Origin of the sequence: Rhodococcus sp. MS16 (genome assembly GCF_013277795.1) — a bacterium.
GTDB classification, from domain to species: Bacteria; Actinomycetota; Actinomycetes; order Mycobacteriales; family Mycobacteriaceae; genus Rhodococcus_F; species Rhodococcus_F globerula.
Map to the genome: position 1 here is coordinate 358,675 of NZ_VBTM01000001.1, position 22,931 is coordinate 381,605.

The window sequence follows — 22,931 nt, forward strand, 5'->3', positions numbered from 1 at the left end:
GAAAGAAGGTCTACATGCGTCGTAGTTCATTCGCTCGTGCCGCGACCACGTTCACTGCTCTGGCGGCGGCGACTGTGCTTGTTGCAGGCTGCGCCGGGGGCGGATCGGGTTCGGAGACCGATACGTCGGACGTGACGACCGGACTGGTCGGCGATCAGGGGGACGGAGGTGAACCGACGTCTGGTGGAACGCTGTCCTTTGCGACGTACAACGGCGTCAGCAGCCTCGATCCAGCCGACCGGCAGGATGGCGGTGCGACCGGCGGCAACGAAATGGCCGCGATCTACGACCTCCTCGTGCGGTACGACCCCGAAACGAAGGCGTTCGAACCGCAACTCGCACAATCGCTCGAAGCCAACGGAGACAACAGCGTCTGGACGTTGACGCTTCGCGACGGAGCGAAATTCAGTGACGGGACACCGGTGGACGGCGCCGCGGTGTTGTGGAGTATCAACCACTATCTGGAGAAGAAGGGGACTCACACCCAGGTGTGGAAGGCAACGGTTGCCGACGTACAGTCGCCCGATCCGGCTACCGTCGTCTTCACGTTGAAGCAGCCGTGGAACGAGTTCCCGATCATGTTCACCACCGGTCCCGGGATGATCGTGGCACCGTCGTCGATGACAACAGGAGCATTCGCGCCGATCGGAGCGGGCCCCTTCGTCGTCGAGAAGTTCGCCTCTCAGGATGAATTGGTGCTCGCGGCCAACTCCGCGTACTGGAACGGCAAGCCGAATCTCGACACATTGCGCTTCCCGGCGATCGTCAGTGAGCAGGCCAAACTCGACGCCCTGCACACCGGCGGTGTCCAGGCCGCATACCTACGAGGCGCGGAGGTTGTTCATAACGCTCTGAGCGCGGGAGACGTGGGATACGTCTACACCGTGAATATGGGCGGTGTCGGCAACATCAATCAGCGTGAGGGACGAGCGGCGTCCGACGTCCGGGTTCGTAAGGCGATCGTGGCGGCATTCAACCCCGATACGTTCAACGAGCGGGTCGAAGCCGGCTACGGAATGCCCGGCAGCGATATGTTCCAGTCGTGGTCGCGGTGGCACGGATCCGTCGCCGGAAACGGGTACGACCCCGAGGCTGCAAAGAAGTTCCTGGGCGAAGCAAAGGCGGACGGATACGACGGCAAGCTCACCTATGTGGGCTTGAACGACCCGGCCACCCAGCGCAGTGCGCTGGCGTTCCAGGCAATGCTGCAGGCCGTCGGATTCACGGTCGAGATCGTGTACACGACCAGCATCAACGACCTCGTGAAAACCATGTACGCCCAACATGATTACGACATCGGGTATGCAGGCTTCAACGTGCTCGACGAATCGCCGTTCGTCCGGATGTACGGCAACCTGTACAGCGAATCGTCGTCGAATGTGATCGGGTACAAGAACGCGACCATGGATTCCCTTCTGATCGAGATGCAATCGGCGCCGACCGACGAAGATCGCACGAAAGTGATCGAGAAAATCCAGACTCTTGTCAACGAGACGGCTCCCATGCTGGTCGTCAACACGGGGAAGTACTTCATTCCGTGGAGCAAGAACGTCTACGGAATCACGCCGAGCGCCGACGGCATCATGCTGTTCGGAAACGCTTGGATCACACCTGATTCGACGTCGTAGGAAAGCGAGATGCGGGGCCGCTCAGTGGGGAATCCACTCGGCGGCCCCGTCGTTCTTGTTCAGCGTGATCGAAAACCTTCCCGAACCCCAGCACGTTCGGTAGACATCGATGGTGGACACTTCGCTCTGGTACCGATCATTCGCGGAAGTGGAAGCGCGAGGAAATTCGGCGATCTACGAGGAGTGGGGTTTCGGGGTCTCACAGGACTCAGCGGTCCTCGCCCTCATCGATCGACTTCCAGAACCCCGACGGCAACCGAACCTGGTCTTCGGCGCCAGCCGTCATCTCGGTGCCCCGATAGCTCCGTACGAGTCGTTTCGTCGGTGGGTGAGTGCGCACTGGTTCGAGGTCGAACAACTCGCACGCACCCGGACTACCCAGACCAACGAAGCGGGTCGCGACGCCGTGCTGCTTCCCGTCCTCGGACTGTTGAAGGGTCCGTTCGCCCTGATAGAGGTCGGCGCGTCCGCTGGCCTGTGTCTGTATCCGGACCGGTACAGCTACCTCTACGACGGCAACCGGTATCTGCATCCGGTAGACGGTCCGTCCACGGTGCTGCTCGAATGTGCGACGACCGGAAATCCGCCGATTCCGCAAAAGGCCCCAGAAGTGGTGTACCGGGCGGGTATCGACCTCAATCCACTCGATGTGACCAACGCCGACGACATGAGTTGGTTGGCGAGTCTTGTGTGGCCCGAGCAGGAGCATCGCAGACAGCGATTGCGAGACGCTGCCGCCCTCGCTCGAGAGGATCCGCCACATCTGATTCGCGGTGATCTCAATTCCACCATTGCAGACCTCGTCGAGCAGACACCTCGAGGCACAACTGTGGTGGTCTTTCACAGTGCTGTTCTCAGCTACCTCGCCCCGTCGGATCGAGCGGCGTTCGTGGACACTGTGGGTTCGCTTCCATGTCACTGGATTGCCAATGAAGGGGTCGGAGTCCTTCCGGCCATCGACAACCGGTTGACGACGTCAACGCAGACGCGTCGCGGTAAGTTTGTCGTCTCTCTCGACGGTGTACCTCATGGGTTAGCCGGTGCCCATGGCCAGTTTCTCGACTGGACGAACGAAACTCACACGGCATCACAATGATTGACTCGCGATCCGATACGCGTGGAATGCTTGACCCTCACATTGATGTGAGGGTTGACAATCGGTCCATGGCAGATGACATCGCTTCACAGCAACAAGTTCTCGGCACCAACCAACGTCTTCCGGACAAGCTTCCGAGAGTCCCGCTACTGGCCTTGTTCGCGTGCGTCTTCATCACCAGCCTGACGGAGACTCTCCCGGCTGGAGTGCTACCCGCAATCAGTGACAGTCTCGATGTCAGTGAATCCGCTGCCGGGCAGACGATCATGGTCTACGCGCTGGGAACGGCGCTGACGACGGTTCCCTTGGTTGCAGCGACGGCGTCGTGGTCCCGGAAAGTGTTACTGCTGAGCGCGATTCTCGGGTTTGCGGTCGCCAACACCGTCACCGCATTTTCTTCCGACTATGTTCTGACGATGACCGCTCGCTTTGCCGCGGGAGTTGCTGCGGGGATTGCGTGGGCGTTGCTTGCCGGGTACGCCAGAAGTCTTGCCCCGAAACATCTCGAGGGCCGCGCCATCGCGGTGGCTATGGCAGGAATTCCGCTGGCTCTGGCGTTCGGCGTTCCGTTCGGAACATTCTTGGGAAACGCCGCCGGGTGGCGTGCGCCGTTCTATCTCATGTCGGGTCTGGCTGTTGCGTTACTCGTTGCGATCGGGTTGACAGTTCCGGATCGTCCTGGCCGGCCGCGAAACCGGAAACAGCGGAGCATGTTCGGGGCCGCACGAATCCCCGGTGTCGACGCGGTTCTGATCGTGACCTTCACTGTGGTGTTGGGGCACACGATCATGTACGCGTACATTGCCCCGTTCCTCGAGGCGATCGGTATGGGAGGCGATACCGACCTCATTCTATTGGCGTTCGGAGTGGCATGCCTGATCAGCATTGTTGTTGTAGGTCAACATATTCACACGAAGCTTCGGACCTTCTCCGTGGTCGGTGCCGTCTCGATTGCAGTTGCCGCAACCGTTCTGGCCGTCACTACCGAGGATTCACTGCTCGTCTATGTCGCTGCCGCAATATGGGGCCTGGGGTGGGGAGGAATTCCGACTCTGCTGCAAACGTCGGCAGCGGTTGCCGCAGGCTCGCATGCAGACGACGCTCAGGCACTTCTTGCAACGCTGTGGAATGGTGCTATGGCTGCAGGAGCGGTGTTGGGCGGAGTTCTACTGACCCTCAACGGCGCTCGATCTCTGCCGTTGTGGACGGTGACACTCGCCCTACTCTCCGTGGTGATCATGTTGACCGCTGGCGGTGGCGGGTTCCGATCTCCCGCACACATCCATCAGGAAGATCAGGTTCACATATGAACGCACTACAGTCCCACTGCTTACCCATAATCGGCATCGGTTTGGAACCCGCCGGATGGCATCCAGCGGCGTGGCGACTACAGGGTCACACGCCGACCGAACTGTTCACTGCTCCGTATTGGTTGGCGTTGTTGCGTGACATCGATGCATCCGTCGTAGATTTCGTGACCTTCGAGGAATCGATCGGGCTTCAGTCGTCGGACTTCCGGGCAATGGACGGCAAGGAGGACCAGGTGCGCGGTCGACTGTCGCCGGTCGCGCTGACCGCGCTGGCCGTATTCGGAACACAACAACTTGGTGTGATCGCCGCGAGAAACCTCACCCACAGCGAGCCGTACAGTATCGCCACCGAAATAGCATCGCTCAACGTCCTGAGCGGAGGCAGAGTCGGGCTTCGCGCCCAGATCACTTCGCGAAGCATCGACACACATCATTTCGTCCACCCGCAGCCCGTTCCGGACCTGAAAGAGTCCGACATTTACTTTCCCGAGAAGATCGGAACCCGACTGGCGCCAGTTTTCTCGAAAGCTACCGAGTCGATTGAGATACTCCGAGCACTGTGGTCGACGTGGACGGAAGACGCACTCTTGGACGGGACGGACGGACGATTCGTCGATGTCAACAAGATCTCGGCCCAGCCAATCACGACCGCGACCTACGACGTCGCAGGCCCACTCGGCGTCCCGGTCACCACGGCTATGCAACCCGTCGTTCTCGCGTTGGCACATCACGCCCACGTGCCCTACAAGTTGGCGACTGCGGCAGCCGACGTGATTCTGGTGACGCCGACTCCGAGCACGAACGGGGTCTCCATCGGCGACGTATTGAACGCTGTGGAAACTGAATGCACTGCAGTGCAACGAGACTTGATCGCTAGACCGCTGACTACTCTGGTGGATCTTGTCGTCTTCCTCGGTGCGACTCGCCACGAGGCAGTGACCATGAAGAGGGCACTCGACGAACTGTCAGGCGCACCGTATTCGTCGGACACCGAAATATTTGTCGGTTCGGTGGGTGAACTCGTCCGTCGGATCGAAGAGCTTGTGGCAGCTGGTGCAGACGGTGTGCGACTACGGCCGGCGGTGAACGGCTCGGATATCCCACTCGTCCTTCAGCAACTCGGCTTAGTGTTCGGATCGAATCGCCTGACCGGCACGCTGCGTGAGCGCCTGCACCTCGGTTCGCTCGAAACATCCTCAACTACATGAAGATAGGCGAGCTTTCCACCGCGACACGGGTATCTCGGCGGCTGTTGCGCTACTACGAGGAACAAAGCCTGATCGCTCCGAGACGATCCGAAAACAGCTACCGGGACTACGACGAACGTATGGTCGATCGGGTTTTCCAGATACGAGGGTTGTTGGAGATGGGATTTCCGACGCGAGTGATTCGGCAGATCCTTCCGTGTCTGGATCAAGAACGCGTCATTCATATGAATGATGTAACACCGGAGATGCTGGCGATGCTCGAGGCTGAAGCGTCCGGGTTGGACGAGAAAATTCGCTTTCTGGTCAAGAATCGGGACGCCATCCGTGAGTACATTACGGAAGTACAGCAGCGGCATACCGTTCCAACCAATACATGAGTGCGGGTTCACCCGTTCGGGGTGATGTTCGCCCTACTGAATCTCGGGAAACTGTTCACACGCTATTCTGCCGATGAAGGGGACGTCATGACTGCTCCGAACCAAGCTCCCGCGAACCATCCTGTCCGACAGGGCTTTGCGATTGGTACTACGGTAGCGGCGGCTGCCCTGCTGTTTGTCGCAGGTGTCGTTGCTCTCCTGCAAGGTATCGCTGCTCTCGCCGACAACAATATCGTAGTGGTCGGAACCAACTACGCGTTCAAATTCGACGTCACGACGTGGGGTTGGATACATATCATCCTCGGAATCATCGGCATTGCGGTGTCGTTGGGGCTGTTCGTGGGACAGACATGGGCCCGCGGGATGGCCTTTGTCATCGCAGCGCTCTCGATCGTGGCGAATTTCCTGTGGCTGCCGTACTACCCACTGTGGTCGATCGTGATCATCGCGCTCGATGTCGTGGTCATCTGGGCAGTTGCGACCTGGCGGCCCGACGCTACAAAAACGATCTGATCAGCTCACCGGTGTACCCCAGATCCGCCTCATCGGCTCGTCGGGCATCTCGAGGGTTGCGGTATCACGCCAACAGCACCAGGGGGCGGGCAATGCTCGAGAGTGAGCTTCGATGACTTCGAGCGGATAGGGCGATGAGCAAGCCGGTCGAGCATGGATTTCTTCGCGGACGCCGTCGGTGGCGAGCGGGGTTGAGCCAGCTTGTTTCGATCTTTGCCGGTGTGAGTTTGGGTCTTTTGATGCCACTCGTCGAATTCGGGCCAACAGTCCCAGCCCGCCAGGTGACCGATATGTTGGTTGCGGTAGGGCTGGGATTGCTGGGTTCCATCGCGGTTATATTCTCGTTGCTGTTTCTTGTTGTACAGTGGGCAGCAACAACTTTCACACCCCGGCTGACGCTGTTCCGCGACGATCCGATCGTGTGGCGAACCTTCGCTTTCGCGGTGGGGCAGGCCGTATTCTCCATCACCGCAGCACTCGCCATCGGCAACCGCGCCCGAGTTTCCGTGGTCGTTCCCATTATCGCGGTACTACTCCTGCTCGCCATGCTGGCATTTCTGCGAGCGCTTCAGATTCACTCTTTTGCCGCTATCCAGCTGGCACCGGTTCTGAAATCGATAGGCAGTCGGGGCCGCGCAGTCCTTGGCGCGTACTACAGCACGAGGGGTTCGGAATCACCGTCACCGCCATTGGCGCTGCCTGCCGATCACACAACCATCGTATGGCCCAACCCGCCAGCCGTGCTGCATGAGATCATCATCGACGATTTGCTCGAGGCAGCGACAGTTGCTCAGGTAGTCGTCGTTCTTCAGGTCGTGCAAGGCGATACACTGCTGTACGGTGCGTCCGTTGCCGACGTACATCGTGGGTCACTCTCGGCACCAACATTTCTCGATGCTCTGGTCACTCGCCACGAACGCACATTCGACGGCGACCCGTTGCTCGCGCTCCGGCTCTTGGCAGACATCGCTCTGAGAGCCCTGTCTCCGGCCGTCAACGATCCGGCCACCGCGGTGCAAGCTCTAGACGAAATCGAAGATCTGCTTACCCGCGTGGCGTCTGTCGACACCGCGCCGACATACATCACCGACTCTTCCGGGCACGTCCGAGTAGTGCTGTCTCGCCCCACTCTGGACGACTATGTCCAGATCGGGCTCGATGACGTGATCGCCAGCGCCACTACGTCACCCATGACCGTCGATCGGCTCCGCGCACTGTTGATGCGGCTTACGACCCACTGCCGACCCGAACATGCCGCGATGCTCGAAGCCCGACTCAACCGGATCAACGGTCTTGACGGTCCTCTGTCGCCCTTCGATACCGTCGGAAAATCTCAGTGAGGTCGGTCGAACGGTGGATACGTGAATTCGACGTAGTGCGATGCAGGGGATTGAGGGGTTCGCGATGATCGCAGGTGGTTGGATCTGGTTCCTTCCGTTGCCATGGGAATGGCGAATTGCGCTGTCGAAAGCCATCCCATGCGAACTCGGTGGTACACAGTGCTATTGATGCACTGAAATGTCGATACCTGACTGACTCTTCGCACGAGAGGGCCGTCGGCACCCGACGGAATCCAGCGGCTTCATGATGGCGGTAGCAGTCTTGGGTCTCGCGAAGTGGGTGTCACCGAGCTGCCCCGTAGACTTCCGGCGGATGTCAGTGCCAACAGCCAGGAGTCGTCAGTGAGCATCGAAGTTCCGCCCCACCCTCCGCGGCGAGTGCCGATTCTCGGCGACATCATCGGGCTGGACCCAGTCAAGCCGATGCAGAACACGGCACGGATTCTGGCGTCGCTCGGTCCGATCTACCAGCGTCGAATTCTGACAATGCGATTGAGCTTCATCGGCGGGGTCGACCTGGCCGAGGATGTGAATGACGAAAAGCGCTGGCAAAAGAACCTTGCCCGGCCGCTACGTCAGCTGCGGCCGATTTCGGGTGACGGATTGTTCACAGCCGAAAATGACGAACCGAACTGGTCCAAAGCTCACGCGATCTTGATGCCCGGCTTCACACAAGCGGCGATGCGCAGTTATCACGACACCATGCTCGATGTCGTCAGGGAGATGGTCGGGGCCTGGGACCATGCCGATGCTCCCGTCGACGTGTCCGAGGAGATGAGCAAACTGACCCTCGAGACAATTGGCAGAGCAGGATTCGGCTATCGATTCAATTCCTACGATCGCGAGGATATCGATCCGTTTGTGACGGCGATGCTCGGAGCTCTGGAATACATTCAGCAGAAGGGCCTCCCGATTCCGGGCAGGGCATTATTCGACCGCCGACGCCGTCGCCGCCACACCGCGGACGTCGAATATCTGAACGCGGTGGTCGATCGAGTTGTCGAAGATCGGCAAGTGAACAGTGCCGATCGACCTGACCTCCTGACCTTGATGCTGGAGTCGGTCGACCCGGCCACCGGGGAAAGGCTTGATCCGGTCAACATCCGCTACCAGATCTTGACCTTCCTGGTTGCCGGCCACGAGACCTCGGCCGGCGCTTTGTCTTTTGCCCTGTGGCTGTTGTCCCAGCATCCCGAGGAAGCCGTAAAGGCTCGGGCGGAGGTTGACGCGTTGTGGCCGTCCCGGGAGATTCCGGCGGTCGAGTTCGATCAGGTGGGAAAGTTGCGCGCGGTACGGCGAGTGCTCGACGAAACACTTCGGCTGTGGCCGACGGCTCCGGGATATTTCCGCGAAGCCAAGGAAGACACTCTCCTCGGTGGGAAATACGCCTTCAAGAAGGGCGACTGGGTCATGGTTGTCCTGCAGCGCGTCCACTGCGACAAAGCCGTGTGGGGCGCGGACGCAGACGAATTCCGCCCGGATCGCTTTCTTCCCGAACAAGTCAGGGCGCGGTCCGGTGCCGCATACAAACCATTCGGCACCGGACCACGTGCATGCATCGGACGCCAGTTCGCGTATCACGAAATGCTCATGGCACTCGCAGTGATCCTGCATCGTTACGACTTCACAGCGGACCCGTCCTACGAACTCGAGGTTCAGGAGCAACTCACGATGCGTCCGCGAGGCTTTGCACTGACGGTTACTCGTCGCTAGTTCAGTTCAGGACTTGCCTGCGGTGTAATCGAGGACGATACGGCCGTCGATCTGACCGGCCTCCATGTCGGTGAAAATGCTGTTGATGTCCTCGAGCTTCCGAAGAGAATAAGTGGGTTTAATCAGCCCCCTGGCGAAAAAGTCCACAGCTTCGGTCATGTCCTTACGGGTTCCGACAATCGACCCACGCACAGTCAATCCCAAGAGCACTGTGGTGAAGATGTCGAGGGGGAATTTCTCGGGTGGGAGTCCGACCAGCGAGACGGTGCCGCCGCGGCGCAAACTGCCGACAGCTTGGGGGAAAGCGTGTGCGTTGACGGCTGTGACCAGTGCTCCGTGAACTCCGCCGCCGGTGAGGGCGCTGATGGTTGCGGCAGGATCATCCACTGTGCTTGCGTTGACGGTGTGTTCGGCGCCGTGTTTGGTGGCGAGTTCCAGTTTGGCGTCGTCGACATCAACGGCAACCACGCGGAGCCCCATCGCGACGGCATACTGCACCGCGATGTGTCCGAGGCCACCGATTCCGGAGATCAGTACCCATTGCCCTGGTCGCGTGTCGGTGACCTTCAGTCCTTTGTAGACCGTGACGCCGGCGCACAGGATGGGGCCTACTGCGGACAGATCGACGCCGGCGGGAATGATCGGCGCGTAGCGGGAGTCGACGAGCATGTACTCGCCGAATGATCCGTCAACCGAGTAGCCACCGTTCTTCTGGTTGGGGCACAAGGTTTCCCACCCGGTTTCGCAGTACTCACATTCTCCGCACGCACTCCACAGCCAGGCGTTTCCGACAGTGTCTCCGACGCTGATCCGGGTGACCGACTCGCCAACCGAGATGACCGTCCCGACGCCTTCGTGGCCAGGAACAAACGGTGGCGACGGCTTGACCGGCCAATCGCCGTGCGCTGCATGTAAATCGGTGTGGCAGACACCGGAATACTCGACGCGAACCAAAGCTTCGAAGGGCCCTGGTTCCGGGACTTCGATATCGTCGATCGTCAACGGTTCGGTGAACGAATGTACAACCGCAGCTTTCATGGTGCCCATTTCTGCACTACTCCTCGCATCAGTCGACTACTTCACGGGACGCAGAGTTATGGCTGGCGTGCGTCCGTCTTCATCATGGTCCCTTTCGCTCTGATGCGCGAAGGTTCGGGGAGAATCCCTGTGCGCCACGGTGTGGAGTGCCTACGAAACGCGCCTGCTTGGCCCGTTGGCGGTGTACGGCTATGCCTTACAACAGTTTCAAGTATCGCTGGGGGATCAGTTGCCGGCAAACGTCGTTCCGTCCCGGTCAGCGGGCTGGGCGCTCTCGCTCCCCGAGCGGGCTCTGCACTATGACAGGCAGCCATTACACATGATGAGGTAGGAGAGCAATGGACATCGCGAAGTACGGGCCGTGGGCAGTAATTGCAGGTGGATCGGAAGGCGTGGGAGCGGAATTCGCCACCCAGTTGGCCGATCAAGGTTTCAACCTGGTGCTGTTGGCGCGCAAGGAAGGGCCACTCGAGGAAATAGCTGATGCCGGCCGCGCTCGAGGCGTCGAGGTTCGCACGCTGTCGGTCGATCTCTTGGCCCCGGATGCGCTTGATCGCATTCGGCAGATAACAGACGACATCGACGTCGGCTTGTTCATCTACAACGCGGGAGCCAACACCTACGGTCACGAATTTGCCACCGGCGATCTCACTCGGTTTCAGTCCGTCATCGATCTGAACATCACCAGTCAGCTGCTGCTCGTCCACCACTTCGGAGGTCGGCTGAGGGAACGCGGACGTGGCGGGATCTTGTTGGTGGGCTCGCTGAGCGGATATCTGGGCTCGGCCCAGATCAGCGTCTATTCGGCGGTGAAATCTTTCTGCAGAACTTTCGCCGAAGGGCTGTGGCTCGAGATGCAAGACCATGGCGTGGATGTGCTCGAATTGGTTCTCGGCCTCACTCGAACCCCGGCTATGGCCCGCGCAGGTTTGAACATGGACACGCCGGGCCTTCGCATTTCGGACCCTCGCGATGTTGCCGCCCAAGGGCTTGCGAATATCGCCAACGGTCCCGTCGTGGTGGTGAAAGAGCACGAAACGGCGGCAATCAGAAATAGCGGCCACAATCGGGCCGAGTTGCTTCTGGCATCCCAGGCTGCGGCACGAAAGCTGCTTCCCCCGCCGACGGTCTAACCGCGGTTCATATCCGAAACTTCTTGTGCTCCTTGTGGAAAGGATTGATCAGATGTCATATCGCCCCACGAGCTTGCGTCGAGCGGCCCGAACGTGTGTTGCGCTCGCATCAGCTGGTTCGTTCGTGCTAGCCGGCGCAAGCGCTGCTACCGCGACGCCGATTGATCTACCGTTCTCAGGATCGTCGGAACTCGGCTCGAGTGCGCCGGCTGCCGTCGTAGCACCCCGACTTGCATCGGTGGACAATTTTCGCGATGTGGCAGGTCGGGAAGCCGGTTACATCGGAACCGGCGGCCTGCATGTGCGCCAGGGAGTGTTCTACCGCGCCAACGCGATAACCCCGAGCGCCGAGGACCTCGCGACACTCGAGTCGCTCCATCTGACCGCGGTGTATGACCTGCGGACCGAGGCCGAGATCGCGGCGAACCCGAACACTCTGCCCAGCGGGGTTCGTTACGAGAAAATTCAGGTCCTTGCGGCTGATCCGAGCGGCGACGTCGCCTCCATTGCCACAAAAGAGCAAGCGCTGGCGTATGTCCAGTCCGGCTACCGGTCGACCGTCAGTGATTCCGTCTCCCGTGCCGGATTCGGTGAGCTGTTGACCCAGCTCGCAGATACCCCCGGTGCGCAGATTTTCCACTGCACCGCAGGCAAGGATCGCACCGGCTGGGCATCGGCGCTGCTACTGAGCATTGCAGGTGTATCTCGAGAGACGATCATGGAGGACTATCTGCTCACCAACGAGTACTCCGCGGCGTCGATCGACGCAAAGGTGGCTCGTATTGCCGCCGCAAAGGGTCAGGAGTACGCCGAGGTTTATCGGTTGCTCCTCGGGGTCGATGCCAGTTATCTGCAGGCGGCATTCGACGAACTGGACAACAACTACGAATCCTTCGACAGCTATCTCGTCGACGGACTCGGCTTGGACGTGGAAACGATCATCAAGCTGAAACTCAAGCTTCTGGTCTGAGTTCGCGTGAGAGGAAATGAAACCGCTGGGCGCGTGACCGATGTGATTGGTCACGCGTCCAGCAGTTTTATGTCGAATGCCGGGACTACTGGTGTAGTCGCAGACCTGCTATCTTGAACGTCGTTCAAGTATCTGAAGGAGTGGGCATGTCAAGTCTCGAGGGCGCGCAGGCGTCGCCGGTCGGCATTCAAGCAAGGGAAATGGCTCAGATCGCGGTGTTCGCGGCGCTGATCGCTGCATTGGGTCTTCCCGGCGCTATCTCGATCGGTATCAGCGGCGTGCCTATCACGCTGCAGACGCTCGGAGTTATTCTCGCCGGTGCGATCCTCGGTGCACGGAAAGGTGTTGCGGCAGTTGCCGTCTTCATGGCACTGACACTGATGGGATTGCCACTGCTGTCAGGCGGACGCACCGGACTCACTGCCCTCGCTGGGCCTAGCGCCGGCTACCTGATCGGCTGGATTCCCGCGGTACTGTGCATCGGCTGGCTCACTGCCAGGATCTTGCCGAAGTATCCGCTTGTGCTGGGTATTTTGATCAACGCGTTTGGCGGAATTGTTGTCGTGTATCTGTTCGGCACGGCAGGGCTCATCCTGCGGACCGACATGGGTATCGGTGCGGCACTGAGTACCAACGTGGCATTTATCCCCGGCGATGCGTTGAAGGTGGTTGTCGCGAGTGTTGTCGCCAAGGGGGTACACCGAGCATATCCAGGACTGATTCGTCGGTGATCGGAGCACTCGGGGGACACGGCGACCAGCGGGCGCTCGATCTCGGCGGCACAGTTCTCACCTATGCAGAACTGGACGCCGCCATCGAGCGATCGCCGCAGGCTGCCGTGTGTGACGCGTCGGCGCTGCCGGTGCTGGAAGCGCTGATCTGCATCTTTGCTGCCGCGCGGCGTGGAACCGCGGTGATCGTGGAGGATCCGGCGACGCGACCCGAGCGCGGCGAAATCGATCCGTCGTCGTTCCTGCTTGTTGCCACGTCGGGTTCCAGTGGCCGGCCACGTCCGCTGGCCAGGACAGCGGCGTCGTGGTTCGACAGCTTCCCCGAGTTCACCACCATCACCGGCATCGAGGCACATGATCGAGTGCTGATCACCGGGCCGCTCCACGCAACGATGCACCTGTTCGGCGCTGTTCACGCATTGTGGCGAGGCGCGTGTGTCACCGACGACCCAACGGATGCGACGGTTGTACACGCGGTTCCCGCCGTGTTGCGACGCGTTGTGCTCGAGGCGCCGCGGTTGCGGACTGCCGTTGTTGCCGGGACCATGCTGGACGACGGTGCCCGGGCCGCAGCGTCGGGGATCGAGATAGTCGAATACTACGGCGCTGCAGAGCTTTCCATTGTCGCTGCCCGGCGGGTGCCTGAGCCGATGCGTTTACTCGACAGCGTCGACGCCGAGATTCGCGACGGACTCTTGTTTGTCCGTTCGCCGTATCGAGTGCTGGGTGCGGCGGAGTGGTTCGGTGTGGGGGACAGAGCGATCCTCGGCTCGAACGGGGAGTTGACGATTCTCGGCCGCGGGGAGTTTGCGATCAACGTCGGCGGAACCACGGTCATGGCCGAGGACGTCGAGCGAACCCTGGAGTCAATGGACGGCGTCAGAGGCGCCGCCGTAATCGGTTCGCCGCATTCGGTTCTCGGAGAGACGATCACAGCTGTGATCGAGCACGACGACGCCGTCACTCTCCAGGCAATTCGTGCGCAGGCGCGGGCGTTGTTGGCACGAGAAGCCATGCCGAGTCGCTGGATCACCGTCGACGAACTGCCACGTACCGGTAGTGGCAAAGTCGCTCGAGGGTTCGTGAAAGAGTTGCACTCATGAATTCCGCTCCTGTTCTGGTGGCCGCACGGCGAAGCCCGATCGGTAATGCAGGCCATGGATTTGCAGACCTCACAGCGACGGATCTCGCCGCCCCGGTACTCGGCGAAGTAGATGCTGTGCTGCGTCGATCCGGCATCGAGGCCGACGTGGACGACGTTATTCTCGGAAACTGCGTGGGCCCCGGCGGCAATCCTGCTCGTATCGCAGCGCTTGCGGCCGGGCTGGGATTCTCTATCCCGGGCGTCACCGTTGACCGACAATGCGGTTCGGGCCTCGATGCGGTCATGCAGGCCGCGCTGCGCGTACGCAGTGGAAACGACACGCTGATCCTGGCGGGTGGCGTCGAATCCGCCAGTACTGCTCCGTGGCGATACTGGCCGCCCACTTCGGGCGGTGAACTGACGCGATACACCCGGGCGCCGTTTGCTCCGCAGGGCTTTGCCGATCCCGATATGGGTTGTGCGGCAGATGATCTCGCGCGATTGCGTGGCATCAGCCGCGAGCGCCAGGATGCGTATGCAACGCGTTCGCACACGCTCGCGGCAGCGTCGGATTTCTCGTCCGAAATTGTGCCGATCGGCGCCGTCGCCGCTGACCAGCGGATTCGTCGCGGCATGACCGAAGCACGGTTGGCGAGGCTTCGTCCAAGTTTTGGGGTCGACGGCACCGCAACGGCCGGGAACTCGTGTGGCATCTCGGACGGCAGCGCAGTGCTCGCTGTGACGACGGCGTCACTCGCGCAGGGAATGCCGGCGCTCCGAATTCTCGGCACAGCTGTTGCCGGGTCCGATCCGGCATTGCCGGGACTCGGGCCGGTTCCCGCCATTCGCTCGCTGTTCGCAAAAACCGGAATCGGTGCGTCCGACCTGGGTATTGTCGAAATCACCGAGGCGTTTGCCTCCGTAGTCCTGGCAGTATCGGACGAACTCGGACTCGACGAATCCATCATCTGCCCGCAAGGCGGGGCAATTGCGATGGGCCATCCGTGGGGCGCTTCGGGAGCTGTTCTGTTGGTGCGCTTGGCAAGTCAGATGCTCGCCGACGGCGGCCCGGAACTGGGGCTTGCAGCGTGCGCAATCGGCGGCGGTCAGGGCATTGCAATGCTGGTCGAGCGTGTTTCGTGAGGCTGCAACGATGAGCGAACTTCTGGCGGAACGAATTGCTCGACGAGTTCGCATCAATCCGTCGACGGTCGCAATTGTCTCGTCGCGCGACGAGATCAGCTACGCCGATTTCTGGGCGCGGGTGTGCCGGGTCGCCGCGGGACTGGCGTCGATGAACCGAGTTGCGGTACTGCCGACCTCGGACGTCGAATCATTGGTGGTTGTCGCGGCTGCGATGCGGACGGGTACCAGTGTGGTCCTACTTCATCGCCATCTGCTCGGGCCGCAGTTGGAGCGGGTGCTCGAGCTGTCTGTTCCCGGAGCCGTTGTCGCGGAATCGAAGCAGCACAGGCGGTTGCGTAGGCTGGGGTTCTCGGGTGAACTTGTCACCGCGGTTGATCTCGAAAGTGACGGGGCGTCGAATCAGGCGTCGGCCGACTCCGAACTGTTGATCGGTGTCACGTCGGGCACTACCGGCGAGCCGAAGCTCTTCGTCCGAAATCAGTTGTCCTGGGCGCGAACTCTTGATCGATCGGATGCCGTGTTCGACGTCGGTGTCGGAGATCGAGTGTCCGTACCGGGCGTCCTCGATCACACCCACTTTCTGTACGGAGCGCTCCATGCGCTCACCCGCGGTGCCACTGTCGATTTGCGTGGCGCGGAAACAGCGGTGAAAACGGGTGCAACCCATCTGTATTCGGTTCCCACGATCGCCTGGGACCTCGTGCGATCAGGCATCGGCCCGGTCGACTGTGTCCGTGAAGTGATCTCGTCGGCCGCTCGGTGGCCGCGTGCCGGGCGTCACGCGCTGCAGGCGATATTGCCGAATGCTTCGTTGGTGCACTTCTACGGCGCATCGGAATTGAGTTTCGTGTCCTTCGATCGAGGGCTCGGTGACCTCGACGAGTTTTCGGCCGGCGAGCTGTTCGACGGCGTCGACGCCGAGATTCGCGACGGACTTGTGCATGTGAAGAGCGACATGTTGTTCGACGGCTATCTCACCGAAACCGGGGTGGTAAACGGCCCGGTCGACGGGTGGATGACTGTCGGCGACAGAGGGCATGTGGAGGCCAGGCGTCTGCAATTGCTCGGTCGTGAGAGCGAGATGCTGATCCGTGCGGGCCTCAAAGTGGAACCAGCGGCCGTCGAAGCGGCATTGACCTCACTGCCTGGGATTGCCGAGGCCGCGTGCATCGGTGTTCCTGACGCACGCATGGGGGAGGCCCCGGCGGTCGCGATTGTTGTCAGCGATCAAGGTTTGCACACCGACACGATCTGGCGGCATTTGAGAACAACTCTTCCCAGTCCGAGTATGCCGGTGCGAATTCTCCGAGTCGATCAGTTGCCGCGCACTCCGCGGGGAAAGCTCGATCGCTCCGCTCTTGCGATTACTCTCACGGAGTCAGAACGGTAGATCACACCGGGCTTCGGCGGTTTCGCGTGGCTGTGGATTGGGATGTGGCAGACAATTTAGTCGTGCACATGAAGACCGGACGCTTGTAGATCACGTGGCGTTCGACATTTGTAGGAAAAGTTGTCGAAATTTGTCTCTAGTGTCGCCGGTGTGGGCATCCGTAGCGTCAGGGAGGTCGGTTAGCCGGCACGTGCACGCTGTCAGATCTCCTTCCATCACACGAGAAAAGAGCCAAGGATGCCGTACATCACCACCTCTGACGGAACCGAGATCTACTACACGGAGCATGGCACCGGCCAACCCGTACTGCTGAGTCACGGGTGGCCACTGAGTTCCGACGCGTGGCAAGTCGAGCTCAAGTTGTTCGCGGATGCCGGGTACCGGGCTATTGCGCATGATCGTCGTGGCCACGGCCGCTCGTCGAAGACCTACACCGGCAACGACATGGACACGTACGCTCGCGACCTCGCTGAGCTCGTTGAAACCTTGGACCTGAAAGAGCTTGTAGTCGTGGGTCATTCGACGGGTGGCGGTGAAGTGGTACGGTACGCGGCGCAGCATGGAAAGGGCCGTGTGACAAAGGTGATCACCGCCGGCGCGGTCCCACCGATCATGGTCAAATCGGACGAGAATCCCGAAGGCACGCCCATCGAGGCGTTCGACGGAATCCGCGCTGGTGTGCTGAAAGACCGGTCGCAGTTCTACAAGGATCTGAGCGAGTCGTTCTACGGCGCGAATCGTGACGGCGCTGAGGTCTCGCAGGGCGCGAAGGACGACTTCTGGCGACAGGGAATGTTGGTGAACCTCGCAGCGGCCTATGACTGTGTCAAGGCATTCTCGGAGACGGATCAGACGGCGGACCTCCAGGCGATCGACGTTCCGATGTTGATCGCGCACGGCGACGACGATCAGATCGTTCCCATCGCCGCTGCTGCCGAAAAGTCCGTCAAGCTCGTCAAGAACGGCACCCTCAAGGTGTATCCGGGAGCCCCGCACGGCATTTACGGCGCATATCAGGATGCCCTCGACCAGGACATTCTCGCGTTCGTCAAGGGCTAGCGTCGTGCATTGGTGGCCCCGCACAGTCAGACCGGAGCGGGACCACCATTGCGCTACCGGCCGGAATGCCCGGCGGGTAGCGCCGTACCACGTCAGTTCGGTGGGTGCGGTGCCTGCTTTCTCAACGATTGAGCAGGGCCTTGGCGGTGCGGACTTCGGGGATGCCGATCTTTGTGGCTGTGACGAGGAATGTCGGTGCTCCGAGGACGAGTACGGCGACCAGTGATGCTGCTGCGGCCGTGCGAGGGTTGTCGATCAGTTGGTGTGAGGCCCAGACTGTCATGACGCAGACCCCGCCGGCGGCTATCGACGCCCATAGCACCTTCGAGAATGTTGCAAGCACTGTGTGGAAGCCGAGCAAGCCGTAGCGGTGGCGCAACACGAAGTGCCCGCTGATGGCACCGACGACGTAGGACAGTGAACTTGCGACCGGCAGCATCACCACGATCACCTGGTTTGGTAGACATGCGAGAGCGAGTGTAACGACGGAGACCTTTGTGACCACCATTGCGGCGTTGATCAAGGCTGGCGTGCGCATGTCATTGCCGGCGTAGAAGACCCGCAGTTGCAGCATGACCAACGCGAACGGCGGAAGCCCGAATGCCGACAGTGCCAGCGCCACACCGATAGTGCGAGCGGCATCGACATCGACGCGTCCGACGAACATTACCGTGGTCAGTATCGGCCCGAGAAGGGTCATCGCGACTGCGGCGGGGACGAGCGCAACAACCGAGTACCGGGCAGCGCGGCCCATGTCGGTGACCAGAGCGTCACGGTCCCCGAGCGCCACCGCGCGGGAGATGCGCGGCATGAGCACGGTCAGCAGGGACACCCCGAGGATGCCGTACGGCACCTGGAACAGCAGGTCGGCGTACGTATAGGTCGAGACTCCGCCCTGGCTGAATGCAACTCTGAGCACGAACGTGACGCCTGCCTGACTGATCGCGACATACAGCAGCACCCAGCCGAGCAGCCTTGCCCCGACGCGGACCGGGCGCCACGTGTACGGCACCGGGCGTACCCGCCAACTCCACCGGAATCCGGTACGACGCAACGCGGTCACCGTCCACACAGCCTGTCCCACGATGCCGATCGTTGTCCCGATGCCTAAGACGAGAACCTGTGCGGTGGTCATCGTCGACGGCAGCAACGTCACAGGTCCCGGTATCGCAGCGAACACCACGACCATCGCGAGCACGATCACGTTGTTGACCACCGACGCCCAGGCCGCCGGCGCATAGCTTTCGCGGATATTCAGCACGGCTGTCGCGGTCGCTGCGATCGCGTAGAAGAAGATCTCGGGCAACAGCAAGTACGCCAGCGCGGTTGTCAGCTGTGTCTGTTCGGTATCCGACACCAAGGCGGCGACGAGGAACGGGGCGCACGCCACCGCTATGGCGGTGATGACAGCGGCGCCGAGAATCGTCGCCAGCAGCAGGCGTTGGGTGAAAACCCGCGAATAGGTTCTCCCGCGGAGTCGTGCCCTTGCCAGAACAGGGATCAGGACGCTGCTCATCACGCCGCCGAGGAGCAGTTCGTACACCATGTTCGGCATGCTGTTTGCGCCGTTGTAGGCGTCACCGACCACAGCAGTGCCTAGCACCGCGGCCAAGGCAAGGGTGCGGATAAAGCCGGTTGCGCGACTTGCTGCGGTCGCCACCGCGACCGCACCGGTTGTACGCGCGAATCCGTTTTGAGAAACCGCCATTCGACCATCGTGCCCTAACGTCGCTCATCGAGGAGGCTGTGCAAGCGCGGCACTGTCGACGAGCCGTAGGTAGGGTGTGCCGGTGATCATCGCCGTCGAAGGGCCTAGTGCCGCAGGTAAGACCACGTGGTGCCGAGCCAGTCGCAGGCGGTTCGTCGCTGAATACAGCCCGACGGGTCAGGAACCGGACGGATCCGACGCTATGGAACAGGCGGCATACTGGGCGCGGGTGAATGCACACCGTTGGATGCAAGCGTTAGCGCTCGAGGATGCGAGTAGTGACGCGATATGCGACAGCGATCCGCTGAAACTGCACTACAGCTGGTGTCTGGCCGCTGTAGGGGTGGAACCGATTACCCGATTCGAGCACGAGTTCGCCGCAGTTCGGCAGATGTTTGCACAGCGTCGACTCGGATTCGCAGATTGGCCGGGTCATTCACGGTTTCCCCACTGAGGGTGACATCGCCACGCCGGCACAACCGCGCCCGAATCGTTACGACCTGAACTTGCTCGACAGATTGCTCGACGAACTTCCCACACTGGCGCACTAACGTTGTCCGCCGGAGTACTCGTCAAGAAGTGCCGTTGTACGAGAAGCAAGTTCAGTGGTCGATCCTGTCCACCCCAGGATCCGGATCGAGGCATCAGCGATCACCTCCGGCGAAGGTGAGGCACTGGAACCTTCCGCTTCAGCGTCCGACCTTGTGTTGATCACGGTCTCGACGAGCCGGAACGGTAGTTGCGCGATCTGGAGATCGACTTCGCGGTCAGGATTGATCTGGACCAGCGCGTCACGGGCGAATTCCGTGTAAAGATCCATGAGTGTTCCGCGTTGCGCTCGGAACGGTTCGAATCGTTCGGTCCGTAGCTCCGGTAGCAGGTAGAGGGCACCAAGATTCCATCGCGAGTTTGCGAGTTGCTGCGCGTCGAACCAGGTCAGGGCGTACATACGCACTGCGGCGGGTTCCGGACTCTCGCGCATGTCTTCCGCAAAAGCCAAGGGGGAGGTGACTGTCCCGACAAGCAGCGCGGTCAGCAGGTCGTCCTTGTTTGCGAAGTGGTGGTAAAGCGACGCCTGCCGGATGCCCACTGCGTCGGCGATCATTCGAGTTGACGTGCTGGTGAAGCCGCCGGTAGTGAACAACTCGGCCGCTGCGTCGAGAATCTCGTCGCGTGCCGTTGCCCCGGGACGCTTGCGTGTCGACAGCCGTGGGCGGCCGGCTCCGGTTGTGGTCATCACACCATCCTTCCATCACTGTGGTCTACGAGTGCGCGCCGCAACACGGGAATCATGGGGCGCGGCGACGGTGCGCCGGTGCGGCGAAAAGGAGCCGAATCACGAGAGGCGGCAACCCATTCCGCCGCATCGATACCCGACAGGTCGAGGAGGAACCCGGTCGAGCTTACGAGTTGGTGCAGGAGCAGGGTGCCGGTACGGCCGTTTCCTTCGCGAAACGGGTGCGCGTGGTTGTAGGTGACATAAACAGTGGCCAGTGCGTAGGCCAGGCGTCCGCGGTCCGCGCGGTGCCAGTCCGTCGCGGCAACCGCGATCTCGACTTCACGCAGATAACGGCCGATCGTCCCGACCGGCGCGAAACCGTCCCCGTTCTTGGTGATGTCGACGATGCGTTGCTGCCCCGCCCATCCGAACACGTCACCGAACACACGCCCGTGCAACCCGAAGATGTACTCGGCGTCCACCTGGCGCGGAGTCGGCGCTTGTTGCAGATGCGCTTGGAGCAGGCGGGCTGCGGTCGCGGCGTACTCGACGTCCCGAAGCTGGGTCTGGTCTCTGAATCCGAAGTTGTTGCGCAGCACAGAAGTTCCGGTGACGAGGTACGGACGAGGTAGCGCCAGTCGCAGCCGCCGGCGTGGGACCGCGCGCGTGGACGCGGCACTACGGTGGCGTTCGATGTAGTCCTCGTACGTGAACATGCCGACGGCCAGCGCGTCCAGATCGGTGAGGTCGTCGCCAGTGGGCTGCCATCCCTCGAGTCGCTCGGCCGCCACGGTCTGAAGGACCGCGTGACGCTGAGCGGCGGTCAATTCCGTCATGCCGGCGGCCCCGTGTATGCGAGTTTCCGTTGTATCCCTGCGATCTCGCGGACGGCGCTCGCGAGCAGACTCCGGTAGAGGGGCGTCAGCGAGTCCAGTGCCAGGACGTCGGTCGGGGCCTCGCCTCGCTCGATCTGCTCGCACTGATGCCGTAGCCGGATCTGAGCCAGCACGTCGAACGACTCGGCGAGCATCGTCGCGTCGTCGTCGGGCAGGATTCCCGAGTTCGCTGCCGTTCGCAGTCGCACGATGGTTGACGGGTCCGCGCAGCCTGCGGCGAGCCCAGCCCACCGCGCGATGTTCACGATCGGCATCACGCCTTGCGCCTTGATGTCGACGGAATCGGTGCGGCGGGTGAGACGCTCGCGCAGTGAATGCATCCGCGCCTTACCTTCGACTGCTTCCTTGAGCAGCAGTCGAAGCGCGTCGGGATCGAGTCGCTCGGATACGACGGGGGACAGAGCAAGTTGGTGGTCGCCGAGCGCGACGCGACTGTCGGCGAGCAGTGACACCATGACGATGCCCTGATCGGCGTAAGGATCGGCGAGCCAGCCGTCGAGCCCACGCAGCCAGTCGGATTCGGAACGCGCGAACCGCGGGCTCGACGCTACCGCCCCGTTGGCGTCCGAGGGGAGTCCGCAGCGCTCCAGTAATCCGTGCACCCGCTTTCCGTACGCGGTTTCGCGGACCTGCTGTTCGGGACTGTCGTCGTTCGCCCAGATCAGGGCACTGTCCACGTCGGAGCTTGGCATGGTCTCGCGGCGGGCGATGCTGCCGAGTGAGAGCCAGGTCGAACCGGGATGGCCTTCGGCGAGCAAGCTCGCGGCTCGGGTGACGGCGGCATCCATGAGTACCGACGCGATGGCGCTGACGTCGAGCGCCGCCACACGCGCCCGCCAGAGTCCCACCGCAAGCCCCGGGATCCGTGCTGTCGCAGCCACGAGTTCGTCGGCGTCGGCGGCCTGAGAAATTGTGCTGCGCACCAGAAATCCGCTCCGAGTTGCGGTGGCGAACAGATCCGCGTCCTCGACCACACCAAGAACGTCGCCGCGAGCGGACAGTACCGGCAGGTGCCGCACGCCGCGTTCGAGCATATCGAGCAGCACGTCCGCGCCGAGCCGGTCAGCGTTGGCCGTGTGTACGGGAGTGGTCATCACCTCGGAAACGGGGGTGGTGGTGTCCAGTCCGGCCGCGACAATCCTCCGACGGAGGTCTCCGTCGGTGAAGATGCCCAGCGCATTCTCACGCAGGGGGATGAGTACGTATCGTCGGCCGGCTGCAGTCATGGCGCGGGCAGCGTCGGCGGCGGTTGTCTCAGGCGTGCAGGTCAATGCAGGACCACGCAACAACTCGCGTACCGGGAGCATCGATGGATCGCGGACGACGTTCATGGCCTTTATCTAATGCTGTGCCGCGCTGTCGGGTATCACCG

21 protein-coding genes are annotated in these 22,931 nt (G+C 61.5%); 16 read left to right on the forward strand and 5 right to left on the reverse strand.

All coding sequences use genetic code 11. From position 1 onward, the window contains the following. Positions 1–14 precede the first annotated feature (14 nt). From FEZ60_RS01695 to FEZ60_RS01730, 8 genes are all read left to right on the forward strand, one after another. On the forward strand, positions 15–1,628 hold the full coding sequence (locus tag FEZ60_RS01695; protein WP_172935393.1) for an ABC transporter substrate-binding protein: 1,614 nt from the start codon (positions 15–17) through the stop codon (positions 1,626–1,628). 112 nt (positions 1,629–1,740) lie between these two features. Beyond that, positions 1,741–2,724: a DUF2332 family protein gene (locus tag FEZ60_RS01700; protein WP_172935394.1), complete on the forward strand. Its 984-nt coding sequence runs from the start codon at positions 1,741–1,743 to the stop codon at positions 2,722–2,724. Between the two features lie 68 nt (positions 2,725–2,792). Next, a complete protein-coding gene (locus FEZ60_RS01705) occupies positions 2,793–4,034 on the forward strand; it encodes an MFS transporter (protein WP_172935395.1) in 1,242 nt (413 codons plus the stop codon). Continuing rightward, positions 4,031–5,242 (forward strand): LLM class flavin-dependent oxidoreductase, encoded by a 1,212-nt coding sequence (locus FEZ60_RS01710; RefSeq protein WP_172935396.1) that lies wholly within the window; start codon positions 4,031–4,033, stop codon positions 5,240–5,242. The genes FEZ60_RS01705 and FEZ60_RS01710 overlap by 4 nt, the downstream gene beginning before the upstream one ends. Further along, positions 5,239–5,619, forward strand: a complete 381-nt coding sequence (locus tag FEZ60_RS01715; protein ID WP_095886150.1) for a MerR family transcriptional regulator — start codon at positions 5,239–5,241, stop codon at positions 5,617–5,619. The genes FEZ60_RS01710 and FEZ60_RS01715 overlap by 4 nt, the downstream gene beginning before the upstream one ends. A gap of 87 nt (positions 5,620–5,706) precedes the next feature. Then, entirely contained in the window at positions 5,707–6,132 is a 426-nt protein-coding gene (locus tag FEZ60_RS01720) for a hypothetical protein (RefSeq protein WP_033234969.1), read from the forward strand. A 134-nt stretch (positions 6,133–6,266) separates the two neighbouring features. Next, complete coding sequence (locus FEZ60_RS01725; protein WP_172935397.1) at positions 6,267–7,472, forward strand: DUF2254 family protein; 1,206 nt, start codon at positions 6,267–6,269, stop codon at positions 7,470–7,472. A 342-nt stretch (positions 7,473–7,814) separates the two neighbouring features. Continuing rightward, the gene (locus FEZ60_RS01730) at positions 7,815–9,185 is read left to right on the forward strand and encodes a cytochrome P450 (RefSeq protein WP_172935398.1); all 1,371 of its coding nucleotides are present in this window, start codon (positions 7,815–7,817) and stop codon (positions 9,183–9,185) included. 6 nt (positions 9,186–9,191) lie between these two features. Here the strand turns inward: FEZ60_RS01730 and adhP are convergent, their stop codons facing one another. Continuing rightward, positions 9,192–10,232, reverse strand: a complete 1,041-nt coding sequence (gene adhP, locus FEZ60_RS01735) for an alcohol dehydrogenase AdhP (RefSeq protein ID WP_172935399.1) — start codon at positions 10,230–10,232, stop codon at positions 9,192–9,194. A gap of 329 nt (positions 10,233–10,561) precedes the next feature. On the opposite strand from adhP, the gene FEZ60_RS01740 reads away from it, so the two are divergent. The 7 genes from FEZ60_RS01740 (at position 10,562) to FEZ60_RS01770 (ending at position 17,736) form a co-directional block, all read left to right on the forward strand. Next, complete coding sequence (locus FEZ60_RS01740) at positions 10,562–11,356, forward strand: SDR family NAD(P)-dependent oxidoreductase (protein ID WP_172935400.1); 795 nt, start codon at positions 10,562–10,564, stop codon at positions 11,354–11,356. 52 nt (positions 11,357–11,408) lie between these two features. Further along, positions 11,409–12,326 carry a tyrosine-protein phosphatase gene (locus tag FEZ60_RS01745; protein ID WP_172935401.1) on the forward strand — a complete coding sequence of 306 codons (918 nt, stop codon included), beginning with the start codon at positions 11,409–11,411 and terminating at the stop codon, positions 12,324–12,326. 146 nt (positions 12,327–12,472) lie between these two features. Continuing rightward, positions 12,473–13,057: a biotin transporter BioY gene (locus FEZ60_RS01750; RefSeq protein ID WP_172935402.1), complete on the forward strand. Its 585-nt coding sequence runs from the start codon at positions 12,473–12,475 to the stop codon at positions 13,055–13,057. Next, complete coding sequence (locus FEZ60_RS33040; protein WP_172935403.1) at positions 13,054–14,160, forward strand: synthetase; 1,107 nt, start codon at positions 13,054–13,056, stop codon at positions 14,158–14,160. The genes FEZ60_RS01750 and FEZ60_RS33040 overlap by 4 nt, the downstream gene beginning before the upstream one ends. Continuing rightward, entirely contained in the window at positions 14,157–15,284 is a 1,128-nt protein-coding gene (locus tag FEZ60_RS01760; protein ID WP_172935404.1) for a thiolase family protein, read from the forward strand. Before FEZ60_RS33040 ends, FEZ60_RS01760 begins: the two co-directional genes overlap by 4 nt. A 10-nt stretch (positions 15,285–15,294) precedes the next feature. Further along, entirely contained in the window at positions 15,295–16,677 is a 1,383-nt protein-coding gene (locus FEZ60_RS01765) for an AMP-binding protein (RefSeq protein WP_172935405.1), read from the forward strand. 237 nt (positions 16,678–16,914) lie between these two features. After that, on the forward strand, positions 16,915–17,736 hold the full coding sequence (locus tag FEZ60_RS01770) for an alpha/beta hydrolase (protein ID WP_172935406.1): 822 nt from the start codon (positions 16,915–16,917) through the stop codon (positions 17,734–17,736). Between the two features lie 121 nt (positions 17,737–17,857). On the opposite strand, the gene FEZ60_RS01775 is transcribed toward FEZ60_RS01770, so the two are convergent. Further along, the gene (locus tag FEZ60_RS01775) at positions 17,858–19,444 is read right to left on the reverse strand and encodes a lipid II flippase MurJ (RefSeq protein ID WP_172935407.1); all 1,587 of its coding nucleotides are present in this window, start codon (positions 19,442–19,444) and stop codon (positions 17,858–17,860) included. 82 nt (positions 19,445–19,526) lie between these two features. Between FEZ60_RS01775 and FEZ60_RS01780 the strand changes: the two genes are divergently transcribed. Beyond that, a complete protein-coding gene (locus FEZ60_RS01780) occupies positions 19,527–19,898 on the forward strand; it encodes a hypothetical protein (RefSeq protein ID WP_239654721.1) in 372 nt (123 codons plus the stop codon). A gap of 93 nt (positions 19,899–19,991) precedes the next feature. Here FEZ60_RS01780 and FEZ60_RS01785 read toward each other — a convergent pair whose 3' ends face one another. The 3 genes from FEZ60_RS01785 to FEZ60_RS01795 are packed head-to-tail and all read right to left on the reverse strand — an operon-like array spanning position 19,992 to position 22,890. After that, complete coding sequence (locus tag FEZ60_RS01785; RefSeq protein WP_202025579.1) at positions 19,992–20,681, reverse strand: TetR/AcrR family transcriptional regulator; 690 nt, start codon at positions 20,679–20,681, stop codon at positions 19,992–19,994. Beyond that, on the reverse strand, positions 20,681–21,499 hold the full coding sequence (locus tag FEZ60_RS01790; RefSeq protein ID WP_172935409.1) for a Fic family protein: 819 nt from the start codon (positions 21,497–21,499) through the stop codon (positions 20,681–20,683). Before FEZ60_RS01790 ends, FEZ60_RS01785 begins: the two co-directional genes overlap by 1 nt. Beyond that, a complete protein-coding gene (locus FEZ60_RS01795; protein ID WP_242484362.1) occupies positions 21,496–22,890 on the reverse strand; it encodes a putative nucleotidyltransferase substrate binding domain-containing protein in 1,395 nt (464 codons plus the stop codon). The genes FEZ60_RS01790 and FEZ60_RS01795 overlap by 4 nt, the downstream gene beginning before the upstream one ends. Between the last annotated feature and the right edge of the window lie 41 nt (positions 22,891–22,931).